We start from the raw sequence: 26,477 nt of genomic DNA, 5'->3' as shown, positions 1-26,477 counted from the left end.
AGCCTTAAAGCTTGCTTTTTGTGGGGAGAGCAGGATTCGAACCTGCGAAGGTAAAAACCAACAGATTTACAGTCTGTCCTCGTTGGCCGCTTGAGTATCTCCCCAAAACCGACGGCAAATATATCATTGTTTATTAATTCTACAAAATAAAAAACAAGACATTTTTACAACTCATAACGTATTCTGAACGTTAAATATCTTGGTTGGATATAATATTCTGTGACACTTACAGATATATTGTTTGACGTACTATTATTTTGAGATCTGGTATCTAGTAAGTTAGTACCTTTTATTTCATATTCCCATTTACTTTCTTTACTTTTCCTATAAGACAATGATGCATCCCAAAATTCAAACGTATTTAAAGTCTTTTCTTCATTTCTAAAATTATTATAAGAATAATTTGTCTTAAAGGTAAACGATTTAAAAATCAACGCATCAAATCTTACAGAAGGTGCATTGGTGAAAAATTTTGTTCTACTGGAACCCTGGTCATTGTCTTGTATTGAAAACCGATAACCTAATTCAAAATTAGGAGCTTCTCTAAAATTGGTTCGTAATCTTGCTCTATAACTCTGCGCATAGTTTTCATTAACCGAAGCCAGACCATTTACAAATTGATTAAACTTATTATAACTTAAATTTGCACTTAAAGTGGTTCTAAATTTACCTAATGTTTTTTCAAAATTAGCATTAGCACTAGCACTTTCATCGGCTAAGTCAGAATTAAAAGGTGTACTCACTCTTACCACGCCTCCAGGTACAAATTGAGATTGATTTCTTATTCTGTCTATTGTTTTGCTATAGCTTAATCTGGCTCTCACATTGGTATAATTAAACATATTAAAACTAAAGTAAGATAAGTTCACGTTATGAGACAAAGCGCTTTCAAGTTCTGGATTTCCTGCAAAAAATGAACGATAACTGTTCATTACTAAACCTCTTGCCAACTGGTTTACGTCTGTAAAACGTGTTTGCATGCCATAATTAAAAACAATCTGTTCACTATTTTTTAGCTGTACTCTTACATTAAAATCGGGCAATACTCTAAAAAAGTTATCTGTATATTTTTTTGCAAATTGCTTATTCTTGGCATTGTAAGCATGCCCAGATACGCCTGGTGTCAATGTAAAAATACCAGCCTTAAGACGGTAATGTACCCCCAAATATAAATCTGAAAAACTATATCCAATATCATTGATAGCCAAACCATCATTAAAGTTAGGCACTGGATTTAAAGTAGTATCATCATCTAAAAACTGAAAAATATTAGAATTAAAATCTTGACGACTATACAGGGTTCCTAAAGTAACATTCAAATCACTTTTTTGATTGAGAATATTCCAATAATCTACCTTTGTATCAAGTTGATTTGATTTTACTCGCTTTTGCTGAGCTACGTCATAGGCTATTTGTGTATCATCAAAACCTATTTGAGAAGCAACATCATCATAATTGGCTTTTTCTTCAATAAAGGCATTATAAAACGGATCTTCATCTTGTAATAAATGCTGAACTTCTAGAGCAAAAATATTTGTTTCATCTAGTGTATAATAATAATTTAAATTTTGATGCACACTATACGGTTTAGCACTTTCAAACTCATTGATATTACCATTTACAGAGGAAAAGAACAACTGATCTTGAGACTCCTTTGATGTTCTAGCTAGTATATCATAATCTAATTGATTATTGGTATTGGGTTTGTATTTTGTACTAAACTTTAACATCGCTAAATCACTACGCTGTTGTGTATTGCTTTCTGTTAATTCATCTGGAATATTTAACTCTGGATTGGTATATTGGGTAGCTCTATTTTCTTGAAGCTGCGTTCTACTACTAGAAAAAATAGCGAAACCACTTAAATCTAAAGTCTTTTTTGGAGAATAGCTAAAGTTGGCGGCTCCAAATTTGGTGTTTATATCTTTAGCCCTGTTATTTTGCAGCGTAAGAAAACCCAAATCGTTACTACCTAAATTAATATTGGTACCACTACTCCTACTGGGGCTCCTGAAGCCTCCTGTGAAATTAAAATAATCTCTTCTGCTAAAAGCAATTTCACCAATGTTATTTAAGTCACCTATTAAGTTTATACTATATTCTGGACTGTAATAAAACAACTTGGGTTGCGCTAAATAAAGAGCCTTGTCATCTGATACCCCACCACCTCCTGTAATATTACCAAACCAAAAGTTCTTCTTACCTTGCTTTAATTTAATATTGATAGCTACGTTGTCTTGATTATTAGTAACCCCGCTTAATTGGGTAATCTCTGAAAAGTTTTTTAGCACCTCTACCTTGTCAATGGCATTAGCAGGGATATTCTTGGTAGCGAGCTTAGAATCGCCATCAAAAAAATCTTTTCCTTCCACCATCACTTTTCCTACCTTTTTACCTTCAACTTCAATTTCACCATCATCATTAACATCAACACCAGGCAATTTATTTAGTACATCTTCCAACTTTCGCTCGGTTCCCGAGGTAAAAGAATCGGCATTATAAACAATCGTATCGCCTTTTACGGTAACTGGCATTTCATAAACTAACTCCACCTCATCAAGGGTGTTATCATACTCTAAAATAAAATCTTTTGCTATATCTAAATCTGTAGTGGTTACCTCTGCTTGCTTTGTTTTCGTACCAATGTAACTCACCTGAATTTTGTAGGCTGTATTTTTCTCTAAAGACAACTTATACTGTCCGTCATCATTTGTAATCCCGTATGAATCTAACTTTTGGGTTTCTTGATTTATAGCAATAACGTTTGCCAATTCTAAAGGTATACCAAGGCTATCTTTAACAATTCCTTGAATTTTTACTTGCCCATAAACCAAAGGACTTAAAATAAAAAAGATTACAAATAGTGTGTTTTTAATCATACTGAGTCATTTGTTTTTAATGTATGTTGAAATGCTTATCAATTAGCGTCTACCACCTCTTCTAGATCTGAACATTTCACGCATTTCCTCAGTCTTCTCTAAAACAATAGCTTCATATTCTTCTTGTGTCACTTCTTTACCTTTAGTTGGTTCCTTTAATTTCTCTTTATCTGAAGGATTAATGATAATTTTTGAACACAATATTGTCGTTCTATCTGCATTAACTTCTAAAATTAAACCCGGCAACCCCCAATACACATCAGGACCTTGGTTTACAGGGATTTGCGGTGTATACCAAGCTACAACATCAATTTTTTTAGGCGCTTCTGGTTCTTCTTTGGTGGCTTCTTTTGTGTTTTCTGAAGAATCTTTTGGTTTTGTAGCATTATCTCTTCGTCTGAAACTACTAAAATCTATTCCTGTTTTTTTCTTCACAGCCGTAGCCTTAAAACAGGTGTACTTTCCAATAACTTTAGTGTCACCTGTTAAAACCCAATCTAACTTCTGAAGGCTATCCTTTATTAGAAATTTTTTACCAAAAAGTTCTTTTTCCTGAACAACTTTGTTGGTTTTTACATTTTTATATTGGTCGCCGCCGCCTGATGCCATCATGCTAAAACGCATTCCACCGCTTTGGTTGGATGGAGTATCTAATTTTTCTTCCTCTTTATATACGGATTCAGACTGATTAAAACTTAGAATAAATGATTTTTCAAGAGCGCTCTTCATTCTAGCCGCTATCTGCTTTTTACGTTCTTCGCTTAACTGGCCACCTCCAAAATTGCTCATATCAACAGAGGTTTTAGATTGGTAATACGCCTTTCCTTGAAAGTTATTTTGAGCAGTACTAGTCACAATAGTTAGCAAAAAAAGCGCCCCTAAGCAACGTTTTAAAATATTAAAATTCAACATGATAACAGTATACGTTTGGTAAATACACACATTTAGCCCGGTTACGGGTTACTTTGTTAGACTTCTAAGCTAAGATGAAGTTTAATCTAGAAGTGTTAAAATAATCTTAAAACCAGACATAAATTGCTACCAGCTCCACGCTAAAACTGGTTTGAATTTTGTAATTTTCAAAACCAAATGAAACGCGTATTATATTTTTTATTCTTTGTTTATTTTCCTGTTGCTGCGCAAGAGGAAATAAAAACCACCCTTATAAATGAGATTATTTTAAATGCAGATGCATTTATTTCGGTTGATAATTTTGGAAACACCTACTACACTAAAAATAATGTGTTTTATAAAACAAATGGTACGCAATCTACTTCTTATAACAATTTACAACTAGGATCTTTATACAGCGTAAATACTTTTAATCCCCTAAAAACAAATTTGTTTTACAAAGATTTTAATACAGTCATTTTACTAGATAACAGGCTTGCCGAAATTTTTAAAATTGATTTTAACACCCTCGTTCCTTACAAAAACGTTTCATTCATTTCTGCTGGATATGACAATAGCCTTTGGATTTTTAATCAGGATTTACAACAATTAGAGCTATTTGATTATAAGTTAAAAAACTCAAAAGTTAAAACCGTTCCCGTGCAAAGCTCTGTTTTAGATTTAAAAAGCAATTACAATTACTGCTGGTTACTTACCGAAAACTTTTTATACCAATACAACTATTTTGGACGCCTCATTAAAAAAATAAAGAACAACGGTTTTATTGCAATTGCGGAAAACAATGACACTATAATATTAAAAAAAGAACAGTCATTATTTTATTTAAATGAAAATAGTGATACTATCATTCCTATAAACACGGGTAATTTGTTTATAAATGATTTTTTTGTAATCGGCGAAACCTTGTATATTTACACCAAAGAAACCTTACACCTATTCCAACTAAAAACACATTAAAACTATGCATATTGCCGTTGCTGGAAATATTGGAGCCGGAAAAACAACTTTGACTAAACTGTTAGCAAAGCATTACAAATGGGAAGCGCAACTTGAAGATGTGGTTGACAATCCTTATTTAGACGACTTCTATAACCAAATGGAACGTTGGAGTTTTAATTTACAGGTCTATTTTTTAAATAGTAGATTTCGTCAGGTTTTACAAATTCGAGAAAGCGGAAAAGACATCATTCAGGATAGAACTATTTATGAAGATGCCCATATTTTTGCACCCAACCTGCATGCTATGGGTTTACTTACTAACCGTGATTTTGAAAATTACAGCTCACTTTTTGAGCTTATGGAATCTTTAGTACAAGGTCCCGATATTTTAATTTATCTACGAAGTAGTATTCCTAATTTGGTATCTCAAATTCATAAACGCGGGCGTGATTATGAAAATTCTATCAGCATTGATTACTTAAGCCGATTGAATGAACGCTATGAAGCGTGGATTCATGGGTACAACAAAGGTAAGCTGCTAATTATTGATGTAGATCATCTTGATTTTGTTGACAATCCGGAAGACTTAGGGTTAATTATCAATAAAATTGATGCTGAAATCCACGGCTTGTTTTAACGAATAAACCCATATTTTTTGGCATGTTTTACTGCCTCGTCGGGATGTTCTATCAGTAACACCGGAATAGTTTTATAGTTTTCAAAAAGCGCTTTTATCCGTGCCATTTTTCTTTTGTGGTTTACACTCCTTAAGTAAATAGCATGTATTCTATTAGGATATGCTTCTGCAATTTCCAGATAAATGTAAGGATCATGTTCTCCGATGTCGCCTATCAAAATAAATTTTAAGGACGTATACGTATTTAAAATATTAATAATCTCCTTTTGCTTTTGAGGTTTTTCGCCTTTGCGTGTAGAAAAAGGCTTTGGAAAACTCCTTAATATGATTGGTCCTTTAGGAAAGTTGTTCTTTGTGAGAAAAAATTCTAGATATCTGTAAAGATTCCAAGGGCTATGGCTCACATAAAAAATAGGATTGGCCTCCTGTCCTGTTTTACCCCGATGCAATAAATGATAAAACTCAGGAGCTCCTTCTAGCGGTATTCGTTTTCCTGCAGAAGTAAGTAAGGTATTAAACAAAACGCGCCATTTTAATACAGAAACAATCCCCGTATGCAGAATAGTATCATCAATATCGCTAATAACTCCAAACGAAGCATGCTCTGAAGGAATAAGCATTTCACCTGGAAACCTATTATCTGATTGAATGATTCTTGAAAGCTTTTCTAATTGATATGAAAATTCAAGTTTAACCCAGCCTTCTGTATTAGCGTAATACTTAATATCTTCTACCGTTTCATCAATTATAAAATATCCATTATGGTCGGTTTGTGTATAAAAAAATCTATCTTCCCCAAGTTTCACTCGAAGCTGTGCCTGTTTCACTTCATCAGTTTCAAAACGCTTCCATGCATTTATAAAGAGTTTCAGTGCGCCTTTTTGCTCTAAATTAATATTTTCATCTTCTAAAGCTCTCCCTCTTAAGTAAATACGCTTTGTTGTTCCATACGTATGAAAAGCAATAATTTGAAGCGGGTCTCTTTTAAACATTGGCGTTGCTATTGAAAATAAAAGTACAAAAAAACCACACTAAAAAGTGTGGTTTAAAATCAAACTATTAATATAGGTTTTAACAACCTGCTTCTTTTTTATGAAGAACGGTGGTAAATACTTTACTCACTTTTTCACTTTCTTGAATCTTAGCTTTTACTTCTGCTTCTGTTCCTTTAAATGTTTCATAAGTGGTAACGGTTTCGCCATTTTCAGTAGTAACGGTTGTTTTTACAGCTTCAACGGTACCATCTTCATTCTTATTCATTTCTACTTTTACTTCTTTTGAAACAGCAACTTCCTCTGTTTGATTAACATCCTTTACAAAGGCCGTAACAACATCATCATCTACTAAACTAGGAGCAATTACCAAAGCTACAACCGACATTAATTTCAATAAGATATTTAAAGAAGGACCTGAAGTATCTTTAAACGGATCACCTACAGTATCTCCAACTACAGCCGCTTTATGAGCATCTGTTCCTTTTTTACCTTGTTCTTCTATGGTTTTCTTAGCATTATCCCAAGCACCTCCAGCATTAGACTGGAAAATAGCCATTAAAACGCCACAGGTAGTTACCCCTGCTAACAATCCTCCTAACATTTCGGCACCTCCAATAAATCCAACTGCTACTGGTACTGCTATAGCTAATAAACCTGGTAATACCATTTCCTTAATAGAGGCTTGTGTTGAGATAGCCACACACTTATCATATTCGGCAACACCATCCGCCTCATGAAATATTTTTTTATCAGCATCAGATGCTTTACTCATATCAGAATCATACTTACGCATCACTTCAAGCGCTGCTTTTAATTGAGGAATGTCTCTAAACTGTCTTCTTACTTCTTCAATCATGGCCATGGCAGCACGTCCAACCGCATTCATTGATAACGCCGAGAACACAAAAGGCAACATACCTCCAACCAATAATCCAGCCATAATATCAGGTCTTGATACATCTATTGCTTTTACGCCTGCTGTCTCCATAAAGGCCGCAAATAAAGCCAATGCCGTTAATGCCGCTGAAGCAATAGCGAATCCTTTACCAATAGCCGCTGTAGTATTTCCTACTGCATCTAATTTATCTGTTCTTTCACGTACCTCACTTGGTAACTCAGCCATTTCTGCTATACCCCCAGCGTTATCAGAAATTGGACCATAAGCATCTACAGCTAACTGAATTCCAGTATTAGCCAACATACCTACTGCCGCAATAGCGATACCGTATAATCCTGCAAAATAATGAGACACTAAAATAGCTGCGGCAATCAATAGGATGGGAATCATGGTAGACATCATTCCTATACCTAAACCAGCAATAATATTGGTTGCGGCACCTGTTTCCGATTGTCTTACAATAGAATTTACAGGTTTAGTTCCTGTTCCTGTGTAATATTCTGTTACTTTTCCAACAAGTAATCCTGCTACTAAACCAGCTATAGTTGCCCAAAACACCCCCATAGAAGTATAATCAACGTCTTTAAATGTAAAAGTTTCAGGAATAAACGCTTGAATAATAAAATATGACGCAACAACCATTAACCCTGCAGAACCAAATTCTCCTAGATTTAACGCTTTGTGTGGTGAACCACCATCTTTTACTTTCACAAAAAAGGTTCCCACAATAGACATAACAATACCAACGGCCGCTAATACCAACGGCAAATACACAGCTCCTAAACCATTAAAATCTTGTGTAACAATTAAGGCTCCTAAGACCATCGTACCAATGATAGACCCTACATAGGATTCAAACAAATCGGCTCCCATACCTGCAACGTCACCCACATTATCACCTACATTATCAGCAATAGTCGCTGGATTTAAAGGATGATCTTCAGGAATACCCGCTTCAACTTTACCTACTAAATCAGCACCAACATCGGCTGCTTTGGTATAAATACCTCCGCCAACACGCGCAAACAAGGCTATAGATGATGCTCCCAGTGAAAATCCAGAAAGCACATTAAGCACTTCGTTTATTCCCCAACCTTGAGCACTATAAATCATAAATAATCCGCTTAAACCTAAAACGCCTAAACCTACAACTCCAAGCCCCATAACGGCTCCTCCTGCAAAAGCAACTTCTAAGGCTTTACCTAAAGAATTTCGGGCGGCACTTGTGGTTCTAACATTAGCTTTGGTGGCTACTTTCATTCCAATAAATCCTGCCAACGCAGAACATATAGCACCTACAATAAAAGACACTGCCACTACACCATTAGACCCTGCTTCAGAACTCCCTTTGAAATACAACAGGATGGCAACAGCAACCACAAAGACTGACAATATTTTGTACTCGGCTTTGAGAAAAGACATAGCTCCATCTGCAATATTTTTGGCAATTCTTTTCATTCTGTCATCACCCTGATCCTGTTTGGTGACCCATGCACTTTTAATAAAAACAAACGCCAAGGCTAAAACCCCAAATAGCGGTAAAAATTTCACGATTAATTCCATTTTCAATCAATTAGTTATTTAAAAAATTCATTTTCGATTTCAAAAGTATGGAAATTAATGTGATAAAAAAAACCTCAAAACACTAAAGATTGCGCACCAAAACCTACCTTAAATTATAATATTTTTAATACTATGATTTACGTCAGTTTTTTTGCCTAAATATTAAGGATTTTTAAACAAAAAACACTATAACACACAGGCTTTACTCCTGAAAACATCTGTGATTTTTAAAAATATAGTCACGAAATTTAATAAAAAAGCCACCTTAGTGAAAAGATGGCTCCTATAATTCATAAATATTCTTTTAGATAGTAAAGGTTCTTTTTCTTTTGTGATCACTTTCCTCATAACGCTTTACACATTCCTGATAAATTTTAACAGCAGCAGCAGCATTACCCCAACCTCCTGTATCTACTTTTTTCTTTTCTAAATCTTTATAAACCTGAAAGAAATGTTCTATTTCTTTTAATCGATGGGGATTCAAATCTGATATATCTTCTTTCTTACTCCAAATAGGATCTGAAACAGGCACACAAATTACTTTTTCATCTGGCCCTTTTTCATCGGTCATATAGAAAACACCAATTGGTCTAACTTCCATAACTACCATTGGATAAGTTGGTTGGTGTCCTAAAACCAATACATCTAATGGATCCTGATCTAAAGCTAATGTTTCTGGAACAAACCCATAATCTCCAGGATACATCATAGATGAAAACAACATACGATCAAATCGAATTTTGTGTAAAGCAAAATCGTATTCATATTTGTTTCTACTTCCTTTTGGTATTTCTATTAAGACATCAAATGTTACTGGTTTCTTATTCTTTTCACTCATAGTATTGTTATTTTTCATCTATATCAGCAAGGGTATTCCTCCTTACTTTTAAGCTCACAAATGTACTGAACGCTTCTCCTTAAAGCAAGTAAATACTCTTGTTTTATGAGATTTTACAATAAGATAAACTCAAATTAAAGTTATTACAAATTTAATACTTCTTTGATATTTTTTAGCTTGTAGTTTATCAAACTATCAACTTCATAAGGAACCAATGTTGGTCTTTTTAATATCGTGACCAACAGAACAAAAATGTTTTTCTTTAACTTTACCCAAGCCTTTAGAATATTCAATCATAAAAACGTTCTACTCAAGTAATTGATTCTTAAAAGAAAAGATCTGTAACACCTTTACAAACAAACTTGTGTTTTTTGATATAAAAATTATGACAAGCATTTGCTAAAAAGTTTTAAACTTCTGTATATTTGCGGCTCACTTTAGCGCACGTGGCGGAATTGGTAGACGCGCTGGCTTGAGGGGCCAGTATCCGTTTAGGATGTGGAAGTTCGAATCTTCTCGTGCGCACTTTACAACAAAATCACCCCTCTTTATTTCTGTTGTGCCAACTGCCCTCTTAATTGATTATAAAAGGTAACATAGTTTGAATTATTAGGATATAGATTCACAAGCGTTTCGCATACATTGGTGGCCTTTTGTATATCTCCACTTTTAGAATATACGTAAGCCAACATATATAATAAACTCTCATTTTGAGGCGCCTTTTTCAACCCTAAAGCCGCATATTTCTCTGCATTTTTTAAATCGTTAGATTTATCATACAGCAAACTTAAATTATAATAAAGACGAATGTTATTTGGCATGCGATCTATAGCTAATTTCATTTGTGCAATAGCCTCATCATATCTATTTAGTTCTGCTAACAACAAAGCATATGAAAAATAGGTTTGCCCAAAGTCGGGCTCCTGCTTAATAATTGTTTTAAAGGCTTGCTCTGCTTTTTCAAAATCACCATTTCTGTAATACAAATTAGCTAAATTAGTTCTAGCAATATTGTTAATATTATCAATCTCCAGAGCCTTTTCATACCATTTTATTGCTTCCAACAAATTACCCTTCTTTAATTCATAATTGGCCCGTTTAACTCTACCTCCAACAAAATCAGACGTTACATTTAAACTCGCATTAAACTCTTTCTTCACTTTGCTGTAAACCTCTTTATAGGCTTGAGGAATTTGAAGTTCGTCAAAAGCACCTAAAGCAAAAAATGTTTTTACTCTTACTGCACGTTTTTCATCTTTTAACAATGGTAAGTAATACTCTAAATAATCTGGAGAATCAAGACTACCCAAAACATCAAGCGTTGCACCTCTTACTAAGGCAGAATCGTCATTAAGAAAACGCAACATGTTGTTAATCACTTCTGGATTTAAATAATTGGTCATGCTTTTTACTGCTGACGCTCTTGAAATTTCTGGGTAAATAGTATCGAGAACCAACTCCATTAAACTTTCAATACCATGTTCTGCACCTGTTATACCTGGTGCTAATAATTCAGAAAAATGCTTGTTTTTGGGTTTCCCGAACAATGCTTGGTAATTTTCCCAAGCCCACGCATCATCCTTATCGTCATGACATTGCTTACACGCATTTGGTGAACCATATTTTAAACTTAAATCGGGTCTTGGAATTCTAAAACTATGGTCTCTTCTAAAATCATTTCCCATATAATACTTTCCTGTCATATGACAATTAACACACTGAGCACTTTCAGTTCCTGATTCATGAAAATGATGAGAAGGCGTATCATAGGTCTCTGGCACATGACATTGTGCACAAAGTTTATTACCTTCAAATTTTAATTTTAATGAATGTGGGTTATGGCAATCTGTACACATAACCCCATTTTGATACATTTTGCTCTGCACAAATGACCCATAGACATATACCTCATCTAAAATTTGACCATCAGGATAATACAGATTCTCCTCTATTAACTGTGGAAAATAATGATCTAACAAAGAGCCTTCAAAATTAAAATACTCTGTAATTTGCTCTCGTCTTATATGGCATCTAGCACATTGGTCTATCAACTCTTCTGAATCAATGCCAGGAGTCATTTTTAAGTCTCCTGCACCTTTATAAGCATCACCTAATTTATTGACTTGTTCAACATGCGTTTTACCAGGACCATGGCAAGCCTCGCAACTTACATTGATAAGCGCATATTTAGTGTCATAGCTATGTGTTTGTAAATCATAATTTTTTCTAACATTGGTTGAATGACAATCAGAACACATAGTATTCCAATTTAATCCGCCTCTTGACCAATGCAGCCATTCTGAATGCACCACTTTAAAATCAGGATATAAATCAAACCATTTATTTTTTTCGGTATCCCAAGCGGTTCTTAAACATTGATAGTGACCGTTTGGAAATTTAACAATGTATTGCTGCAAGGGTGTGATGCCAAACACATATACAATATTATAATCATGATACTTACCATCTGGGCCTTCTGTGTTAACATAATAATCTTCTCCTTTTTTATAAAAACGAGAGGTAACACCTTGACTTTTAAAGGTAACATTATTAAAATCACCCAATACCGTGGAAGCTTTTACCTCCTGCATCGCCTTATCATGATGAGAACCTTGCCATAGTTTATACTCTGCATCATGACATGCTTTACATTTCTCATCGCCTAAAAAATGACTATCAGGAATTTTATCGGTAGATTTAAATACGGTTTCAATAGGTTCTTGGGCAGATATGTACTCTTTTTTTTCCTCTCTGCACGATGTCAGTACAGCTAAAAGTGCACCCACAAACCATAAACTAAAAGTCTTCAATGTTTCTTAGAATTATCTATAAAATAAAAGTTAAAAATAACCTATTTGGTAAAACTATAGTGTATCAATACAGATTAATTCTGAATTTATTTACCAACATCATCTGTATTAATTGTGTATTTTTTCTTTCAAAAAATAGCGTGATTCATTTAAATCCTTAAATATTCTATTAAAATGTTCCAAATTTTAAAGAAAAGTATAGTTTATAACTTAATTATTACTTAATTTTGTTTAACAAAAATAAAGTTTTAATGAACAATATTAAGATAAACTTTAGTATTAAAGATCTTGAAAACCTAACGGGAATTAAAGCACATACCATTAGAATTTGGGAAAAGCGCTATAATTTACTTCAACCGAATAGATCAGACACTAATATAAGAAGTTATAGTTTAGTAAGTTTTCAAAAACTATTAAACATCTCTTATTTAAATAATAATGGGTTAAAAATATCTAAAATTGCTGAACTAAAGGAAGAGGAAATACCAATAAAAGTAAGAGAAATTGCTTCACGAGCTCAGGTTGAAGACCACGCCATTAATGCCTTAAAAATGGCCATGATTAATTTTGATCAAGTCCTATTTTATAGTACTTATAACAACTTACTAGAAAACAAAACCTTTAGTGAGATTTTCTACTCAGTGTTTTTACCCTTATTAAATGAGATTGGATTATTATGGCAAACCAACACCATAACTCCTGCCCATGAGCATTTTTTGTCTATTCATATAAAGCAAAAGATTTTGCTGAACATTGAGCGCCTTCAACTATTAGAACCCAAACCTGTTTCAAAAACCTTTGTTTTATTTTTACCAGATCATGAAATTCATGATATAGGGTTATTGTTTATTAATTATGAATTGAGAAGTAGAGGATTCCATACCATATTTTTGGGAGAAAGTGTACCCATGCAAAGCTTAAGTGATTTATTAGAGTTTTATGACGATGTTACCTTCATATCCTATTTTACCGTAAATCCGGCTCCCGAAGATATTCCAGAATACATTCAAGATTTCAACGAACTCTTACTCCAAAAAGACAGGACTCAACTTCTATTATTAGGCAAAAAGCTTGAAGATTTACAAATAGACAATCTTCCTGAAAAGGTAACCATTTATAATTCTATCGAAAATTTAGTAAAAGCTTTATAAAAATTTTATATTGTTTATCTTTTTTTTATATTTGTTAAACAATATGAAAACAACTGTTCACATAATCGGATCTGGCTTCTCATCACTTGCAGCAGCTTGTTATTTAGCCCAAGATGGCTTTAAAGTTACTATTTTTGAAAAAAACAATACTATTGGTGGTCGTGCAAGACAACTAAAAAAAGATGGCTTTACCTTTGATATAGGCCCCACTTGGTATTGGATGCCCGACGTTTTTGAGCGCTTTTTTGGAGATTTCAATAAAAAACCATCAGATTACTACACACTTGAAAAGTTAAATCCTGCTTACAGTGTATATTTTGGAAAAAATGACCTCATCACAATTGAAGACACCCTTGAAAAAATTTCTAAAGCTTTTGAAAATGAAGAACCAGGCAGCTCTAAAAAATTAGCAACCTTTATACAAAATGCAAAAAGCAACTACGATATAGCCATAAAAGACCTTGTTTACAACCCTGGACTTTCGCCACTTGAGTTAATTACCCCAAATACTATCAAAAAAATTAATCAGTTTTTTAGTACCATTCAAAAAGATGTAAGAAAAGAATTTAAAAATGACCGTCTGGTTAAAATTTTAGAATTCCCCGTGCTATTTCTAGGTGCCAAACCTAGTGACACGCCTTCTTTTTACAGTTTTATGAACTATGCCGATTTTGGTTTGGGCACTTTTCATCCAAAAAAGGGAATGTATCAGGTCATTCTAGCCATGGAACATTTAGCTAAAGAACTTGGCGTAACCATAAAAACAAACGCCAATATTGAAAGTATAATTGTTGAAGATAAAACGGCAAAAGGACTTATTTGTGGCGGTAAAGCGTTTTATTCTAATATTGTTCTCAGTGGTGCAGATTATCATCATACTGAAACCTTACTGGACAAAGCGTACCGACAATACTCTGAAACTTTTTGGTCTAAAAAAACATTTGCACCAGCTGCCCTACTTTTTTATGTGGGTTTCGATAAAACATTAAAGCATGTAAATCATCATACACTGTTCTTTGATGTAGATTTTGAAAACCACGCCAAAAGCATTTATGATAATCCAAAATGGCCCGAAAGCCCCTTGTTTTATGCTAGTTTCCCGAGTAAAACAGATGATTTTTTTGCCCCTGAGGGTAAAGAGGCAGGCATTTTTTTAATTCCATTAGCACCAGGTATAGAAGACAATGACAACATTAGAAAAGAATACTTTAACAAGATAATAGCTCGATTTGAACATGTAACCTCTCAAAAGGTATCAGAAGACATCTTGTTTTATGAAAGTTTTTGTATCAATGATTTTATAAAAGATTACAATTCATATAAAGGGAATGCGTACGGTATGGCCAACACGCTTTTACAAACCGCGTTTTTAAGACCTAAATTAAAAAGCAAAACGGTAAAAAACCTTTTCTTCACAGGGCAGTTAACTGTACCTGGTCCAGGAGTACCTCCTTCATTAATATCAGGAAAATTGGCGGCTAACCTTATTTCAAAACAGTTTGGCGTATTAGTTTAATTGGAATTGTTTAACTTTAAAAAGAAAACCAACATTATGAAAGCACTATTTGATACCGTTTCTTACAAGAGCAGCAAGCTTGTAACAACAACCTATAGCACCTCTTTTTCTTTGGCTACCAAAATGCTATATAAATCGATAAGGAATGATATTTACAATATTTATGGTTTTGTAAGATTGGCTGATGAAATTGTTGATAGTTTTCATGATTACAATAAAGAAATGCTTTTTGAAAGGTTCTCTGATGATTTAGAACTTGCTATACATCATAAAGTGAGCTTAAATCCCATTTTAAATGCCTTCCAGCACACGTTTCATAAATATAATATTGATAAAGCTTTAGTTGATGCATTCATGCATAGCATGGAATTAGATTTACATAAAACAGAATATCTCACAGAGACCGAGTATAGGAATTATATTTATGGATCTGCTGATGTGGTTGGTTTAATGTGCTTAAAGGTTTTTGTTAAGGGAGATACTGAAAAATATGAAGAATTAAAAGACACTGCCATGGCACTTGGATCTGCCTTTCAAAAAGTTAATTTTCTTCGTGATTTAAAAACTGACTTTGAAGGTTTAAACAGAACGTATTTCCCTAATACCGACTTAGAAAACTTAGACGAAACATCTAAAAAAGAGATTATTGGTGATATTGAAGCTGATTTTTCTAAAGGATTACAAGGCATAAAAAAACTACCTATCGAAGCAAAATTTGGTGTTTTTATGGCCTATCGCTATTACCGTCAACTCATGAAAAAACTTAAAAGTACTCCTGCTTTAAAAATAAAAGAATCTAGAATTAGAGTTTCAAATCCTAAAAAAATTGAACTTTTAGCTAGAAGTTATGTCAAATATCAACTAAATTTATTATAAAATTTACGTCATGCATTTTGTTTATTGGATATTGATTTTTTTGGGCACTTATTGTTTTATGGAGTTTATGGCTTGGTTTACACATAAATATATTATGCACGGTTTTTTATGGAGCCTGCATAAAGACCATCATCATAAAGACCATGATAGCTGGTTTGAACGCAATGACACCTTTTTTATTTTTTATGCCATTGTGAGTATTGGGTTCTTCCTATTATGGAAATATACAAGTTTCTGGCCAGGACTGCCCATTGGGTTAGGTATTTTTGCATACGGACTATCTTATTTCTTGGTTCATGATATATTTATTCATCAACGATTTAAAATGTTTAGGAACGCCAACAACTGGTACGCCAGAGGCGTAAGGCGAGCACATAAAATACATCATAAACATTTAGGAAAAGATGATGGTGAATGCTTCGGAATGCTATTTGTACCTTTCAAATATTTCAAAAAATAACAGATTATCAGATACGTATGACTCGTGACACCTCCCATTTTGACTATATCATTATAGGAAGTGGATTAGCAGGATTTCAGCTCGCTTTAAAAATGGCTTCTGATAGTTTTTTTTCTGATAAAAAAATAGCACTTATAGACCCTTCTAAAAAAACTAAAAATGACAAAACCTGGAGTTTTTGGGAAAAACAACCTAGTTTTTGGGATGATTTAGTTTTCAAGTCGTGGCAAAAAGCATCCATAATAACCTCTAAGGACTCCATAACACTCAACCTTGTACCTTATTGTTACAAAACCATTAAATCTATTGATTTTTACAGCTATGCCAAACAAATTCTAAACAACAAAAAAAACTTTATAGTTCATCACGAAACAGTTACTAACACTTCAGAATTAGAATACGTAAAGGTCACAACAGATAAAAACACCTATACCGCTCATCATGTGTTTGACAGCCGTATTCCTGACACCTTTAACATAAATACCTCTAAACATAGTTCCATCATTCAACACTTTAAAGGTTGGGTTATAAGGTGTAATACCAATGTTTTTGACAACCATTGTATGACTATGATGGACTTTAGATTAAAAGATGGCAACCAAACCACCTTCACTTATGTTTTGCCGTTTTCAAAAAATGAAGCCTTAATAGAGTTTACTTATTTCACAAAAGAAACGGTTGAAGCATCAGTTTATGACGAATATATTGCCCAATATATTACCAATTACTTGAACATTGATTCCTACACTATCGTTGAAACTGAAATAGGACAAATACCTATGACCGATTATCCTTTTGAAAAACTCAATACCCTTCGTATCACAAAAATTGGAACCGCTGGAGGTTGGGTAAAAGGCTCTACAGGCTATGCTTTTAAACACACCGAAAAAAAGGCACATCGAATTATTGAGAACATAAAAGCAAACCGTTTACCAACTTATAAACTTTCAAAAAAACGGTTTAAGTTCTATGATAAAATATTTCTTAAAGTTTTACAGGACGAAAACGAAAAAGGCGAATGGATTTTTTATCAATTTTATAAAAAAAACAACGTACAAACCATGTTTAAATTTCTTGATGAAGAATCCACCTTTTTTGAAGACCTCCAAATCATGTGGTCGTTGTTCTCTTTCAGTTTTATAAAAGCCTTTTTTAAAACTCTTTAATTGGCTAATAAATTTTCAATAGTTTGTTTCACCTTGTCACTATCCCAATTGGCAGCCCCAGTTTTATCAATGACTATATGACCAGACTTATCAATTAAAAAAGTTCTAGGGATACTCGACACATTGAAAAGTTTCGGGTATTCTGTTAAAGGTACAAAAGATGGAAAAGAATAATTTTTATCATTTAAAAAAGTCTTTGTCGTTTCATGGGTTTCATTAGAAACAAAAACAAACGCTACCTCGTTTTTATAATCTTGAAATAAGGCTTCTAAGCTAGGCATCTCAGCAATACATGGCGGACACCATGTAGCCCAAAAATTCACCAAAATAACTTTACCTTTTAAATCATCAAAATGTAACAGCGCGCCTGAAGTCGATTGTAAATTCCAAAGATAATCTGTCTCAGACAACATTTTTTGATTTGAATCCTTCTCAACCGAAGGTGCTATAAGTGCCAAACCCTTATTTAATAAAATTTGAATAGACTGTCTTGTTTTTGGAATCAACAATAGGACTATTATGACTAAAAAAGTAACATTCTTAAGTTGAGCTTTTGATATCTTCATGAATACAAATTTAAAGCATGGTATTACATTTAAACAACCACCTAAACCTACAAAAAAACCTCTCACAGTTGAGAGGTTTAGTAATTATAAGTATGCACTTATTTTTATTCCTCTTCATCAGAGGCTTCAGTAACCGTATTTTCATCATCGGTTAAACCCTCTAACATATTATGTTTTTGTAAAAGGTTATACCATTGAATAACCTTTTTTATATCACTAGGATACACTCTATCCTCATCATAATCAGGCAGCACTTCAAAGAAATATTCTTCCAGTTTATCCTTACTATCTTTTGGCTTTACAGATGCAGGCTCTCCGTTTTCCTTTTCTTTAATTTTTTGAAATACTTCTTTCAACGGCACTTCTTCTGCTAAGGTATATATAGCAATTTCACTTAACATACTCACATTATTTTGAACACTCACAGATACACGTTTGCTATCAAGCAAAGATTCTGCAACAAACCCACCTCTGGTTTGCGTGACTAACTTATATAAACCTGGTTTTCCTGAAATTGAAATTACTTTATCTAAACTCATATTTTATATTTTCAAAAGCGCAAATATCATCTGTTTAATACTGTCTTGCAAGTATTATCGTTTCTTTTTTTGGTTTGGAAAACGCATTCTATAATCTACGTTTATCTTTCCTTTTGATATATTTGCCAGCCTTCCTTTTATTAATCTTTTTTTTAAGCTAGAAAGTTTATCAATAAATAAAATCCCTTCTATATGATCGTACTCATGTTGAATAACCCGAGCAATCAAGCCATCGAACGTTTCTGTATGTGGCTGAAAATGCTCATCGAGATACTCTATAGTAACCTTTGGTTTTCTAAACACATCTTCCCTAACATCAGGTATGCTTAAACACCCTTCGTTAAACGCCCATTCATCGCCTTCTTCCTCTAGAATTTGCGCATTAATAAAAACACGTTTAAAATCGCCTAAAGCTTTTTGTTCATCGGCTGGTAAATCTTCATCTTCTGCAAATGGCGATGTGTCTACTAAAAACATTCTAATAGGTAATCCAACTTGTGGAGCAGCCAACCCTACCCCATAAGCATTGTACATGGTTTCAAACATATTCTGTAACAACGCATCGAACTTAGGATAGTCTTTTGTAATGGGTTCAGCTTTCTTCTTTAATACCGGATCTCCGTAGGCTACTATGGGTAAAATCATCTGGAAACAAAATTAATTGTGCAAAAATACAATTCTATGTGATATTTTATGTCTCTTTTTGAGAATAAAAAACTCCTCTATCTAATATATACATAAAGGAGTTGATAGTTTGAGCGAATACCTTTTATTTAAGTATAACCACTTTTCTTGTTAAAGCATTATTACCTTTATTTATTTTTATCATGTAAATACCATTGGGTAATCCACCAACATTTATAATTTTAGAAAAGGTATTTTTAGATGATGTTTTAAACACAAACTTGCCAGTAATAGCATATGGTTCAATGTCCACTGAAGTAGCAATTTCAAAAGACAGATTCATTTCATTTCCATTTACCGCATTTGCAAACACTTTAAATTCTTCCTTTATCATGCTAAATTCTTCTGTTGGCAATGTTCCTAAAGAATACTCACAAGTAGAATCAAAACCAGAGGCGACTGTAAAATATTGACCTGTAATGGCAGGGCCAGAAGTCTCTTCTTTATTATATACAGAAACTTTTGTTAAGCAAGAAAAGGCATCTAAAATAAAATCCGTAGTAGTATTATTTACAGTAATTACACTTGGCCTATCATAACATGCTCAAAAGGTTGCATATAATTTAATTACCATTTGAAGACGTTGTTCCAGAATTTAGGCACTGGTCTGCAAAAACTTGTGCTAAAGAAAAAAGTAGAGTAAAGTCTAATAAGTAAATTTGTTTCATATCATTGGTTATTGATTTCAGATATAAATTTAAGAATTTCCTACAAAGTCTGACTTATTTTTCCACAACTACTTAGAATACAAATAACTTTGTAAAATCAATGTCGCACTTATCTCATCTACAAGTGCCTTGTTTTTACGTTGTTTTTTATTCAAACCACTAGCAATCATAGTTTGAAAGGCTATTTTTGAAGTAAAACGCTCATCTACACGTTTTATAAGAATACTGGGGATTTTTTTATGTAATTTTTCTAAGAAGGCTTGAATATGAACTTCGCTTTCAGACGCCGAATTGTCCATTTGCTTTGGTTCCCCTACTAAAAAAAGTTCTACATTTTCTTTCTTCACATATTCATCTAAAAAAGGAATGAGCTCTTTAGTGTCAACAGTGGTTAACCCTGAGGCTATAATTTGTAACTCATCAGTTACTGCTATTCCCGTTCGTTTGGTTCCAAAATCTATTGCTAGAATACGCGCCATTAGTTTCTTTTGGCACAAATGTAACAAAATAAAGAGGGCTATCAATACTGACAGCCCTCTTGTTTAAACCTTAAATTATTAATATTTGAATTAAGCCTTAACCGCTTTATTAATCTTTGGGAATACAAAACTAATGTTACCTGCTTTTCTCTGACGGTTTAAATAAATTCTAATATCACTATTTATTTTAGCAATATTTGCTTTTAGTTCTGTAGCATCAATCAATAATTCACTTTCATTTATCTGGTTAGGCGTCTCGTTTGAAATTACCTTAACAGTTTCTACACTTACTTTAGAATCATCACTTTGAGCATTTCCAAAAGAGAACGCTAATAAGAAAATTAATAATAAGTAGAAATTTGTTTTCATGGTTGTTATTGTTTGATGATTCAAATATAGGTTCACTCTAAGCCTGGCACGCAAAAAATTAGTTGTACAAAACAGAATTTTCGATTATTAGAGAAGCAGTTATTTTTAACCGATAAATAGTTAAAACACATGTTTTACCGACTAAAAGCTTTATTTTGTGCATTTCAACCTATTTCAAGCAAGACAAAAAGTTTAACTGCTGTTTTCATTCCATAAAAAGCACTTTAAACATTATCAATGTTTCATAGAAACCACCTTATAATTTTTTTCATTTCATCGCCTATTTCAAGTATAGCTAGTATATTTGCTGAAAATATTAATACCAATGACTGAATTACAACAAATCATAGAAGACGCTTGGAATAACCGTGCGTTATTAAATGACGAAAAAACAATAGCTGCCATAAAAGAGGTAGTAGATTTATTAGACAAAGGAGAATTAAGAGTTGCTGAACCTATTGAAGGTGGTTGGCAAGTTAACGAGTGGGTAAAAAAAGCAGTGGTATTGTACTTTCCTACGCAAAAAATGGAAACTATTGAGTGTGGTCCACTAGAGTTTCATGATAAAATACCTTTAAAAAGAGGCTATCAAGAAAAAGGTATTCGTGTAGTACCTCATGCCGTAGCAAGACATGGTGCTTATATTTCTAGCGGAACTATTTTAATGCCTAGCTATGTAAATATTGGTGCCTATGTAGACGAAGGTACTATGGTTGACACTTGGGCTACGGTAGGAAGCTGTGCTCAAATAGGTAAAAATGTACATTTATCAGGCGGTGTTGGTATAGGCGGTGTTCTTGAACCCCTGCAAGCAGCCCCTGTTATCATTGAAGACAACGCGTTTATTGGAAGCCGATGTATTGTAGTGGAAGGCGTTCGCGTTGAAACTGAAGCTGTTTTAGGTGCAGGAGTTACCCTAACTATGAGCACAAAAATTATTGATGTAACTGGTGATAAACCTATGGAATACCGCGGTGTTGTACCAGCACGTTCAGTAGTCATTCCTGGTAGTTATGCTAAAGAATTTCCTTCTGGAACCTTCAACGTGCCTTGTGCCTTAATCATTGGAAAACGTAAAGAAAGTACCAATAAAAAAACATCACTTAACGATGCGCTTCGTGAACATGATGTAGCTGTGTAAACCACAAGACATAGTTTTTAGGATATTTTTACATCAAAAGACACTTAGGCTTTTAAACTACTAGTTTATAAATATTAAAATCTCGATTATCGAGTGAAAATACTGGTTATACAACAAAAAATGATTGGCGATGTGCTTACAAGCAGTATTCTGTTTGAAGTACTTCGTCATGAATATCCAAAAGCTCAATTAGATTATTTGATAAACGACTACACCTATCCTGTAGTAGAAAACAATCCTTTTATTGATAATTTTATTTTCTTCACAAAAAAGGAAGAACAAATCAAACATGGCTTATTCGTACTTGCTAAAAAGATAAAAGCACAACAATATGATGTTGTTATTGATGTGTATTCAAAACTTTCAAGTAATATAATCAGTTTATATTCTGGCGCCAAAATAAAAATATCCTATTACAAACTCTATACGGCTTGGATTTATAATGAGAATGTAAAACGTAAAAAGAAAAGTAAAACGAATAACTTAGCCATTACGCATAGGCTTAAACTTTTATGTCCCTTATATATTGACGCTGAACCTCTTCAACCTAAAATATACCTCAGCAAACAAGAAATTAAAGACAGTGCTCTGTTTTTAACCCAAAATAAACTTAAACTTGAGTTCCCAGTTTTTATGATTAGTGTTTTAGGTAGTACCAAAAACAAAACCTATCCTTTTGCCTTCATGGCACATGTGGTTGATACTATTGTTGAAGAGCAACCAAAAGCACAGCTTCTGTTTAATTATATTCCAAATCAAGCAGAAGACGCCAAAACCATATTCAACCTTTGCAAACCCAAAACTAAAGACCAAATATATTTTAATGTCTTTGGAAAAAGTTTAAGACAATTTTTAGCCATCACATACCATTGTGATGCGCTTATTGGTAATGAAGGTGGCGCGGTAAATATGGCTAAGGCAATGAAAGTAAAAACCTTTTCAATATTTTCGCCTTGGATTGATAAAGCGTCTTGGAGTCTTTTTGAAGAAGAAAAAAATATTGGAGTTCATTTAAAAGACTATTATCCTGAGTACTATACCAAACCTGAAAAACAATATAAAAAAGAAGCACTTCAACTTTATCAATTATTCAAACCCGAATTATTCTCAAACCAGCTAAAAACGTTTTTAAAAGCATTGTAATGGTAAAAATATCAGGCGTTATAATAACCTATAATGAAGAAGAACATTTAGAAAAATGCTTACAATCTTTAGTTGGTGTAGTAGATGAAATTTTAGTAGTTGATTCATTTTCAACCGACCAAACTCCCGAAATATGTAAACAGTTTAATGTTAGATTTATTGAACATATTTTTGATGGCTATATTGAACAAAAAAACTATGCACTTTCGTTAGCAAAACATGATTATATTTTGTCTTTAGATGGAGATGAAGCGCTTTCTGAAACATTAAAAGACTCTATTTTAAAAGTAAAAGCAAATTGGCAATTTGAAGGATATTATTCCAATAGATTAAACAATTATTGTGGCCAATGGATAAAACACTCAGATTGGTATCCCGACCGAAAGCTTCGACTATTCAAAAAAGGGAGTGGCGAATGGAAAGGTATTAACCCTCACGACAGCTACACCTTAAAAAAAGGACTTAAATCTGGACATTTAAAAGGAGATTTACTACACTGGATTTACAGAGACTACCAAGAACATAACCTTAAAGTTGAACGGTTTTCAACGATTGCCGCTCATTCGTATTACAAATTGGGTATTAATTCTTCTATATTTAAAATTGTGTTTAGGCCTTCTTGGGCATTTTTTAAAGCTTATTTTTTAAGACTTGGATTTTTAGATGGATTGAATGGTTTGATTATTTGTATTCAGACCTTTAATGTAACATTTTTGAAGTATATAAAACTTTACGAGCTAACTAAACGAAACAATTAGTACCTTTTCCAAAATTTTATTTTTTTTTTAAGCTGCTGTTTTCGGTGGTATTTCTTTTGAAAAACTAATGTTTCACCCCACATCAAATCAAAAATTGCATTAAAGTTTTCTCCAGAGCATTTAGCATATTCATCACTCATTATTTCAACCATAGATTTATGGGTAGTTAAACGCGAAAAATTTTTTATTCTAGTTTCAAAATCCAAGGTCTTAAATTCCATCCTATTCAGATCAACTAAATAAAATTTATAATCACCGTTATTTAATTGAATGAGTGTGTTCCCTGGAGAATGATCTAAAAAATGAACCCCTTTTTCATGCAGCTCAAATGTAAACCGGGTAAATGCTCGGAGAATAGCTTGGTAATTTGGAATACTAAAATCTGTTGTGAGTTCTCTATAGGTTAATTCACAATCTAACTGCTCACTGATGTAAAAGCTCTTTTTAAACAAAAAAAGGGTTTTAAACTCGTAATATGCTATGGGTAGTGGGGTTCCAATATTTAAATCCATTAGCTTGTTGGCATACTCATATGACCGTTGTGCCTTACTTTTTCTAAAAAAACGATACGCAATTTGATTAATAATACTAGGCACTCTAAAAGACTTAACATTAACCGTTTTATCCTCTAACTGAAATAGTTTTAAAGAATTTCTATCTTGATTACCAAAGTTTTCCCCTTTAGTGTCAAAATTTTCAATAATATCATCAAAAAAAAGTTCGTGCTTATTATAACGACTATGTATAATCTTATTCCCTTTCATTTAAGTATTTATCTATACCGTTTTCACACCAAACCCTTCTCTCTTCAATGGTCTTTTGCTGAATCGTATCATTAATATTCAATTTTGTTTTTGAACTTTCTTTGTGCCAAATATGATAGATAATGGCTTTAAATTTCATTCGCTTACCTAAAATACCACTATTTATTATTCTAATGATGAGTTCTGAATCTTCTCTACCCCAACCCGTCATATTTTCATTATAGCCATTAACTTTTATAAAATCTGATTTCCAATAAGAAAGATTACAACCTCTTAATTTTCTTGATAATTTATTGCTCTTCTTATATATTAAACTTCCCAAAAATGGTATATGAAGGTTTCTATTCCGTTTTTTTATACCCTTTGAAAAATAAGAAAACTTAACTATTTTCTTTTTAAACAATATTGATAAAAAATCTTCTTGAACATTTACTCTAGAACCATACAAATACGTATTTGATTCAACACTTTGCAAATGGTCTTTAATAAATTTTTTATGCATTATACAATCCCCATCTAGCTGAATTATATAATCTGCTTTAGTTTTTGAAATTGCTAAATTCAAAATTCCAGATTTTCTAAACCCCTTATCTTCATGCCAAACATGCTTCAAAGGCACTGGAAACTCTTTTGCAAAAGCTTCAATCAATTCTTTTGTTTCACTGGAGGAACCATCATCCGCGATAATAACTTCAGTAGGAAAAACCTCTTGTAATTTAACACTTTTTAAAACGAGTTCAAGTGCTTCCGGCCAGTTATAGGTTGTTATAATGAGTGCAGATGTCAAAATGATTTCTTTTTAAAATGGTATCTAAAAAATTGTCCTATGTTCTTTTTTATGATAAAAAACTTAGTTTTATAGAGCCCTTGCTCCTTTTCTATTTTAAAATTATCAAATAATTCTTTGAAGTTTTTCCCTTTTACAAAGTCCAGATATTTCCATTTCTCTGGTTCTAAAAAAAAGAAATTCTCTTTTTCTTTATAATTGTGTTCATTAACACCATCCCATTTCTTCATAAATGCCTCTATATCAAAATCATTATTATGCCCCCAATTTGTTAGTTTTTGCAACAAATCATCTCGGTTTCTTGCTAAACATTCATGAAGTATTAAGGCATTAAAATATATAACCTGACCTTTTGTTTTTCTACCAACAGTATACTCTGGGTAATTGGTTGCTACCACGGTTTTTGTAGCTTCATCTACGTACAAATATCCTTCATCAACTTTTTTATATAAACTTACATGAAATGGCTGAATTTGAACTGGGTGCTTCTCTGGATTTATCAAAAGCCTAGTTTTAGTTCTTAGGTATGTAACAAATCGTTTAAAATTTATAAAATATTCATCGGCGTCTAGTTGAATAATCCAATTACCTATCCCCATTTTATTTGCCAACATTTTACGTTCTCTCACCTCGCATTGCATAGTAGATAAATCTTTTACATAAAATTGGTCTTCGTATAAATGAATCTTTTTATCGGTATCGTAAGCCCTTATCCAATCAAAAAAATTATCAGCTATTTCAATAGTTTCCCCGTTCCACGTTTTTCTATCCTTATCTAAAGCCAAATAAATTGTGTCGGCTTGTTTATAAACCAACGGAATAGCATTTTTTAGCAACTCATAATCGTATGATACCAAAAAGCCTACTTGAATTTTATTCATAAATCTCAATATTCAAATAAAATAAAAACAAATATACAATACCTATTTAAAGGTCATT

General features: G+C 33.0%; 25 protein-coding genes and 2 tRNA genes. 11 read left to right on the top strand and 16 right to left on the bottom strand.

Annotated features, from left to right (window positions below):
• Window positions 1-21: 21 nt before the first annotated feature.
• The 3 genes from KFZ70_RS11275 to KFZ70_RS11265 form a co-directional block, all read right to left on the bottom strand.
• A tRNA-Tyr gene (locus tag KFZ70_RS11275) sits at window positions 22-104 on the bottom strand.
• Window positions 105-164: 60 nt separating this feature from the next.
• On the bottom strand, window positions 165-2,879 hold the full coding sequence (locus KFZ70_RS11270; RefSeq protein WP_139698070.1) for a TonB-dependent receptor: 2,715 nt from the start codon (window positions 2,877-2,879) through the stop codon (window positions 165-167).
• Window positions 2,880-2,921: 42 nt separating this feature from the next.
• Window positions 2,922-3,791, bottom strand: coding sequence for a GLPGLI family protein (locus tag KFZ70_RS11265; protein WP_139698071.1), 870 nt, complete (start codon window positions 3,789-3,791; stop codon window positions 2,922-2,924).
• A 177-nt stretch (window positions 3,792-3,968) separates the two neighbouring features.
• On the opposite strand from KFZ70_RS11265, the gene KFZ70_RS11260 reads away from it, so the two are divergent.
• Both KFZ70_RS11260 and KFZ70_RS11255 read left to right on the top strand, forming a co-directional pair.
• The gene (locus tag KFZ70_RS11260) at window positions 3,969-4,748 is read left to right on the top strand and encodes a hypothetical protein (RefSeq protein WP_139698072.1); all 780 of its coding nucleotides are present in this window, start codon (window positions 3,969-3,971) and stop codon (window positions 4,746-4,748) included.
• A gap of 4 nt (window positions 4,749-4,752) precedes the next feature.
• Entirely contained in the window at window positions 4,753-5,367 is a 615-nt protein-coding gene (locus KFZ70_RS11255; RefSeq protein ID WP_139698073.1) for a deoxynucleoside kinase, read from the top strand.
• Here KFZ70_RS11255 and KFZ70_RS11250 read toward each other — a convergent pair.
• The 3 genes from KFZ70_RS11250 to KFZ70_RS11240 form a co-directional block, all read right to left on the bottom strand.
• Window positions 5,364-6,359, bottom strand: a complete 996-nt coding sequence (locus KFZ70_RS11250) for an App1 family protein (protein ID WP_139698074.1) — start codon at window positions 6,357-6,359, stop codon at window positions 5,364-5,366. The genes KFZ70_RS11255 and KFZ70_RS11250 overlap by 4 nt on opposite strands.
• Before the next feature lie 79 nt (window positions 6,360-6,438).
• Window positions 6,439-8,823: a sodium-translocating pyrophosphatase gene (locus tag KFZ70_RS11245; RefSeq protein ID WP_139698075.1), complete on the bottom strand. Its 2,385-nt coding sequence runs from the start codon at window positions 8,821-8,823 to the stop codon at window positions 6,439-6,441.
• A gap of 304 nt (window positions 8,824-9,127) precedes the next feature.
• Window positions 9,128-9,661, bottom strand: a complete 534-nt coding sequence (locus KFZ70_RS11240; RefSeq protein WP_139698076.1) for an inorganic diphosphatase — start codon at window positions 9,659-9,661, stop codon at window positions 9,128-9,130.
• Window positions 9,662-10,101: 440 nt separating this feature from the next.
• Here KFZ70_RS11240 and KFZ70_RS11235 point away from each other — a divergent pair.
• Window positions 10,102-10,186, top strand: a tRNA-Leu gene (locus KFZ70_RS11235).
• Between the two features lie 23 nt (window positions 10,187-10,209).
• Here KFZ70_RS11235 and KFZ70_RS11230 read toward each other — a convergent pair.
• Window positions 10,210-12,471: a tetratricopeptide repeat protein gene (locus tag KFZ70_RS11230; protein WP_139698077.1), complete on the bottom strand. Its 2,262-nt coding sequence runs from the start codon at window positions 12,469-12,471 to the stop codon at window positions 10,210-10,212.
• Between the two features lie 251 nt (window positions 12,472-12,722).
• Between KFZ70_RS11230 and KFZ70_RS11225 the strand changes: the two genes are divergently transcribed.
• Genes KFZ70_RS11225 through KFZ70_RS11205 form a run of 5 tightly spaced genes read left to right on the top strand, consistent with a single transcriptional unit; the run spans window position 12,723 to window position 17,640 of the window.
• Window positions 12,723-13,622 (top strand): MerR family transcriptional regulator, encoded by a 900-nt coding sequence (locus tag KFZ70_RS11225; protein WP_139698078.1) that lies wholly within the window; start codon window positions 12,723-12,725, stop codon window positions 13,620-13,622.
• 43 nt (window positions 13,623-13,665) lie between these two features.
• Complete coding sequence (locus KFZ70_RS11220; RefSeq protein WP_139698079.1) at window positions 13,666-15,138, top strand: NAD(P)/FAD-dependent oxidoreductase; 1,473 nt, start codon at window positions 13,666-13,668, stop codon at window positions 15,136-15,138.
• Between the two features lie 36 nt (window positions 15,139-15,174).
• Window positions 15,175-16,014: a phytoene/squalene synthase family protein gene (locus KFZ70_RS11215; RefSeq protein WP_139698080.1), complete on the top strand. Its 840-nt coding sequence runs from the start codon at window positions 15,175-15,177 to the stop codon at window positions 16,012-16,014.
• A gap of 10 nt (window positions 16,015-16,024) precedes the next feature.
• Window positions 16,025-16,474 (top strand): sterol desaturase family protein, encoded by a 450-nt coding sequence (locus KFZ70_RS11210; protein ID WP_139698081.1) that lies wholly within the window; start codon window positions 16,025-16,027, stop codon window positions 16,472-16,474.
• Between the two features lie 17 nt (window positions 16,475-16,491).
• Window positions 16,492-17,640, top strand: coding sequence for a lycopene cyclase family protein (locus tag KFZ70_RS11205; RefSeq protein ID WP_139698082.1), 1,149 nt, complete (start codon window positions 16,492-16,494; stop codon window positions 17,638-17,640).
• Here the strand turns inward: KFZ70_RS11205 and KFZ70_RS11200 are convergent.
• From KFZ70_RS11200 to KFZ70_RS11175, 6 genes are all read right to left on the bottom strand, one after another.
• Window positions 17,637-18,206: a TlpA disulfide reductase family protein gene (locus KFZ70_RS11200; RefSeq protein WP_139698083.1), complete on the bottom strand. Its 570-nt coding sequence runs from the start codon at window positions 18,204-18,206 to the stop codon at window positions 17,637-17,639. The two genes, KFZ70_RS11205 and KFZ70_RS11200, sit on opposite strands and share 4 nt — an antisense overlap.
• A gap of 104 nt (window positions 18,207-18,310) precedes the next feature.
• Complete coding sequence (locus KFZ70_RS11195) at window positions 18,311-18,745, bottom strand: DUF5606 domain-containing protein (RefSeq protein WP_139698084.1); 435 nt, start codon at window positions 18,743-18,745, stop codon at window positions 18,311-18,313.
• Window positions 18,746-18,799: 54 nt separating this feature from the next.
• Window positions 18,800-19,390 (bottom strand): peptide deformylase, encoded by a 591-nt coding sequence (gene def / locus KFZ70_RS11190; protein WP_139698085.1) that lies wholly within the window; start codon window positions 19,388-19,390, stop codon window positions 18,800-18,802.
• A 124-nt stretch (window positions 19,391-19,514) separates the two neighbouring features.
• Entirely contained in the window at window positions 19,515-19,763 is a 249-nt protein-coding gene (locus KFZ70_RS11185) for a T9SS type A sorting domain-containing protein (RefSeq protein ID WP_139698086.1), read from the bottom strand.
• A gap of 402 nt (window positions 19,764-20,165) precedes the next feature.
• Window positions 20,166-20,576 (bottom strand): Holliday junction resolvase RuvX, encoded by a 411-nt coding sequence (gene ruvX, locus KFZ70_RS11180; protein ID WP_139698087.1) that lies wholly within the window; start codon window positions 20,574-20,576, stop codon window positions 20,166-20,168.
• A gap of 90 nt (window positions 20,577-20,666) precedes the next feature.
• A complete protein-coding gene (locus tag KFZ70_RS11175) occupies window positions 20,667-20,945 on the bottom strand; it encodes a hypothetical protein (RefSeq protein WP_139698088.1) in 279 nt (92 codons plus the stop codon).
• A gap of 325 nt (window positions 20,946-21,270) precedes the next feature.
• Between KFZ70_RS11175 and KFZ70_RS11170 the strand changes: the two genes are divergently transcribed.
• From KFZ70_RS11170 to KFZ70_RS11160, 3 genes are all read left to right on the top strand, one after another.
• Window positions 21,271-22,086, top strand: coding sequence for a 2,3,4,5-tetrahydropyridine-2,6-dicarboxylate N-succinyltransferase (locus KFZ70_RS11170; protein ID WP_139698089.1), 816 nt, complete (start codon window positions 21,271-21,273; stop codon window positions 22,084-22,086).
• A 93-nt stretch (window positions 22,087-22,179) separates the two neighbouring features.
• Entirely contained in the window at window positions 22,180-23,229 is a 1,050-nt protein-coding gene (locus tag KFZ70_RS11165; RefSeq protein ID WP_139698090.1) for a glycosyltransferase family 9 protein, read from the top strand.
• Window positions 23,229-23,987, top strand: coding sequence for a glycosyltransferase family 2 protein (locus tag KFZ70_RS11160; RefSeq protein ID WP_139698091.1), 759 nt, complete (start codon window positions 23,229-23,231; stop codon window positions 23,985-23,987). The genes KFZ70_RS11165 and KFZ70_RS11160 overlap by 1 nt, the downstream gene beginning before the upstream one ends.
• Here the strand turns inward: KFZ70_RS11160 and KFZ70_RS11155 are convergent.
• Genes KFZ70_RS11155 through KFZ70_RS11145 form a run of 3 tightly spaced genes read right to left on the bottom strand, consistent with a single transcriptional unit; the run spans window position 23,984 to window position 26,419 of the window.
• Window positions 23,984-24,751 carry a lipopolysaccharide kinase InaA family protein gene (locus tag KFZ70_RS11155; protein WP_139698092.1) on the bottom strand — a complete coding sequence of 256 codons (768 nt, stop codon included), beginning with the start codon at window positions 24,749-24,751 and terminating at the stop codon, window positions 23,984-23,986. The two genes, KFZ70_RS11160 and KFZ70_RS11155, sit on opposite strands and share 4 nt — an antisense overlap.
• A complete protein-coding gene (locus KFZ70_RS11150; protein WP_139698093.1) occupies window positions 24,738-25,538 on the bottom strand; it encodes a glycosyltransferase family 2 protein in 801 nt (266 codons plus the stop codon). The genes KFZ70_RS11155 and KFZ70_RS11150 overlap by 14 nt, the downstream gene beginning before the upstream one ends.
• On the bottom strand, window positions 25,535-26,419 hold the full coding sequence (locus KFZ70_RS11145; RefSeq protein WP_139698094.1) for a hypothetical protein: 885 nt from the start codon (window positions 26,417-26,419) through the stop codon (window positions 25,535-25,537). Before KFZ70_RS11145 ends, KFZ70_RS11150 begins: the two co-directional genes overlap by 4 nt.
• Window positions 26,420-26,477: the final 58 nt, after the last annotated feature.

It is taken from the genome of Allotamlana fucoidanivorans (assembly GCF_045788535.1).
GTDB lineage: Bacteria > Bacteroidota > Bacteroidia > Flavobacteriales > Flavobacteriaceae > Allotamlana > Allotamlana fucoidanivorans.
The sequence above is the reverse complement of the archived record's forward strand: the minus strand, read 5'-3'. Positions and strand labels throughout refer to the sequence as shown.

What these genes read in the sequence shown, in the direction of transcription:
- KFZ70_RS11270 (WP_139698070.1), bottom strand. Translation starts at nt 2,879, where the DNA reads ATGATTAAAAACACACTATTTGTAATCTTTTTTATTTTAAGTCCTTTG.
- KFZ70_RS11265 (WP_139698071.1), bottom strand. Translation starts at nt 3,791, where the DNA reads ATGTTGAATTTTAATATTTTAAAACGTTGCTTAGGGGCGCTTTTTTTG.
- KFZ70_RS11260 (WP_139698072.1), top strand. Translation starts at nt 3,969, where the DNA reads ATGAAACGCGTATTATATTTTTTATTCTTTGTTTATTTTCCTGTTGCT.
- KFZ70_RS11255 (WP_139698073.1), top strand. Translation starts at nt 4,753, where the DNA reads ATGCATATTGCCGTTGCTGGAAATATTGGAGCCGGAAAAACAACTTTG.
- KFZ70_RS11250 (WP_139698074.1), bottom strand. Translation starts at nt 6,359, where the DNA reads ATGTTTAAAAGAGACCCGCTTCAAATTATTGCTTTTCATACGTATGGA.
- KFZ70_RS11245 (WP_139698075.1), bottom strand. Translation starts at nt 8,823, where the DNA reads ATGGAATTAATCGTGAAATTTTTACCGCTATTTGGGGTTTTAGCCTTG.
- KFZ70_RS11240 (WP_139698076.1), bottom strand. Translation starts at nt 9,661, where the DNA reads ATGAGTGAAAAGAATAAGAAACCAGTAACATTTGATGTCTTAATAGAA.
- KFZ70_RS11225 (WP_139698078.1), top strand. Translation starts at nt 12,723, where the DNA reads ATGAACAATATTAAGATAAACTTTAGTATTAAAGATCTTGAAAACCTA.
- KFZ70_RS11220 (WP_139698079.1), top strand. Translation starts at nt 13,666, where the DNA reads ATGAAAACAACTGTTCACATAATCGGATCTGGCTTCTCATCACTTGCA.
- KFZ70_RS11215 (WP_139698080.1), top strand. Translation starts at nt 15,175, where the DNA reads ATGAAAGCACTATTTGATACCGTTTCTTACAAGAGCAGCAAGCTTGTA.
- KFZ70_RS11210 (WP_139698081.1), top strand. Translation starts at nt 16,025, where the DNA reads ATGCATTTTGTTTATTGGATATTGATTTTTTTGGGCACTTATTGTTTT.
- KFZ70_RS11205 (WP_139698082.1), top strand. Translation starts at nt 16,492, where the DNA reads ATGACTCGTGACACCTCCCATTTTGACTATATCATTATAGGAAGTGGA.
- KFZ70_RS11200 (WP_139698083.1), bottom strand. Translation starts at nt 18,206, where the DNA reads ATGAAGATATCAAAAGCTCAACTTAAGAATGTTACTTTTTTAGTCATA.
- KFZ70_RS11195 (WP_139698084.1), bottom strand. Translation starts at nt 18,745, where the DNA reads ATGAGTTTAGATAAAGTAATTTCAATTTCAGGAAAACCAGGTTTATAT.
- def (WP_139698085.1), bottom strand. Translation starts at nt 19,390, where the DNA reads ATGATTTTACCCATAGTAGCCTACGGAGATCCGGTATTAAAGAAGAAA.
- KFZ70_RS11185 (WP_139698086.1), bottom strand. Translation starts at nt 19,763, where the DNA reads ATGATAAAGGAAGAATTTAAAGTGTTTGCAAATGCGGTAAATGGAAAT.
- ruvX (WP_139698087.1), bottom strand. Translation starts at nt 20,576, where the DNA reads ATGGCGCGTATTCTAGCAATAGATTTTGGAACCAAACGAACGGGAATA.
- KFZ70_RS11175 (WP_139698088.1), bottom strand. Translation starts at nt 20,945, where the DNA reads ATGAAAACAAATTTCTACTTATTATTAATTTTCTTATTAGCGTTCTCT.
- KFZ70_RS11170 (WP_139698089.1), top strand. Translation starts at nt 21,271, where the DNA reads ATGACTGAATTACAACAAATCATAGAAGACGCTTGGAATAACCGTGCG.
- KFZ70_RS11160 (WP_139698091.1), top strand. Translation starts at nt 23,229, where the DNA reads ATGGTAAAAATATCAGGCGTTATAATAACCTATAATGAAGAAGAACAT.
- KFZ70_RS11155 (WP_139698092.1), bottom strand. Translation starts at nt 24,751, where the DNA reads ATGAAAGGGAATAAGATTATACATAGTCGTTATAATAAGCACGAACTT.
- KFZ70_RS11145 (WP_139698094.1), bottom strand. Translation starts at nt 26,419, where the DNA reads ATGAATAAAATTCAAGTAGGCTTTTTGGTATCATACGATTATGAGTTG.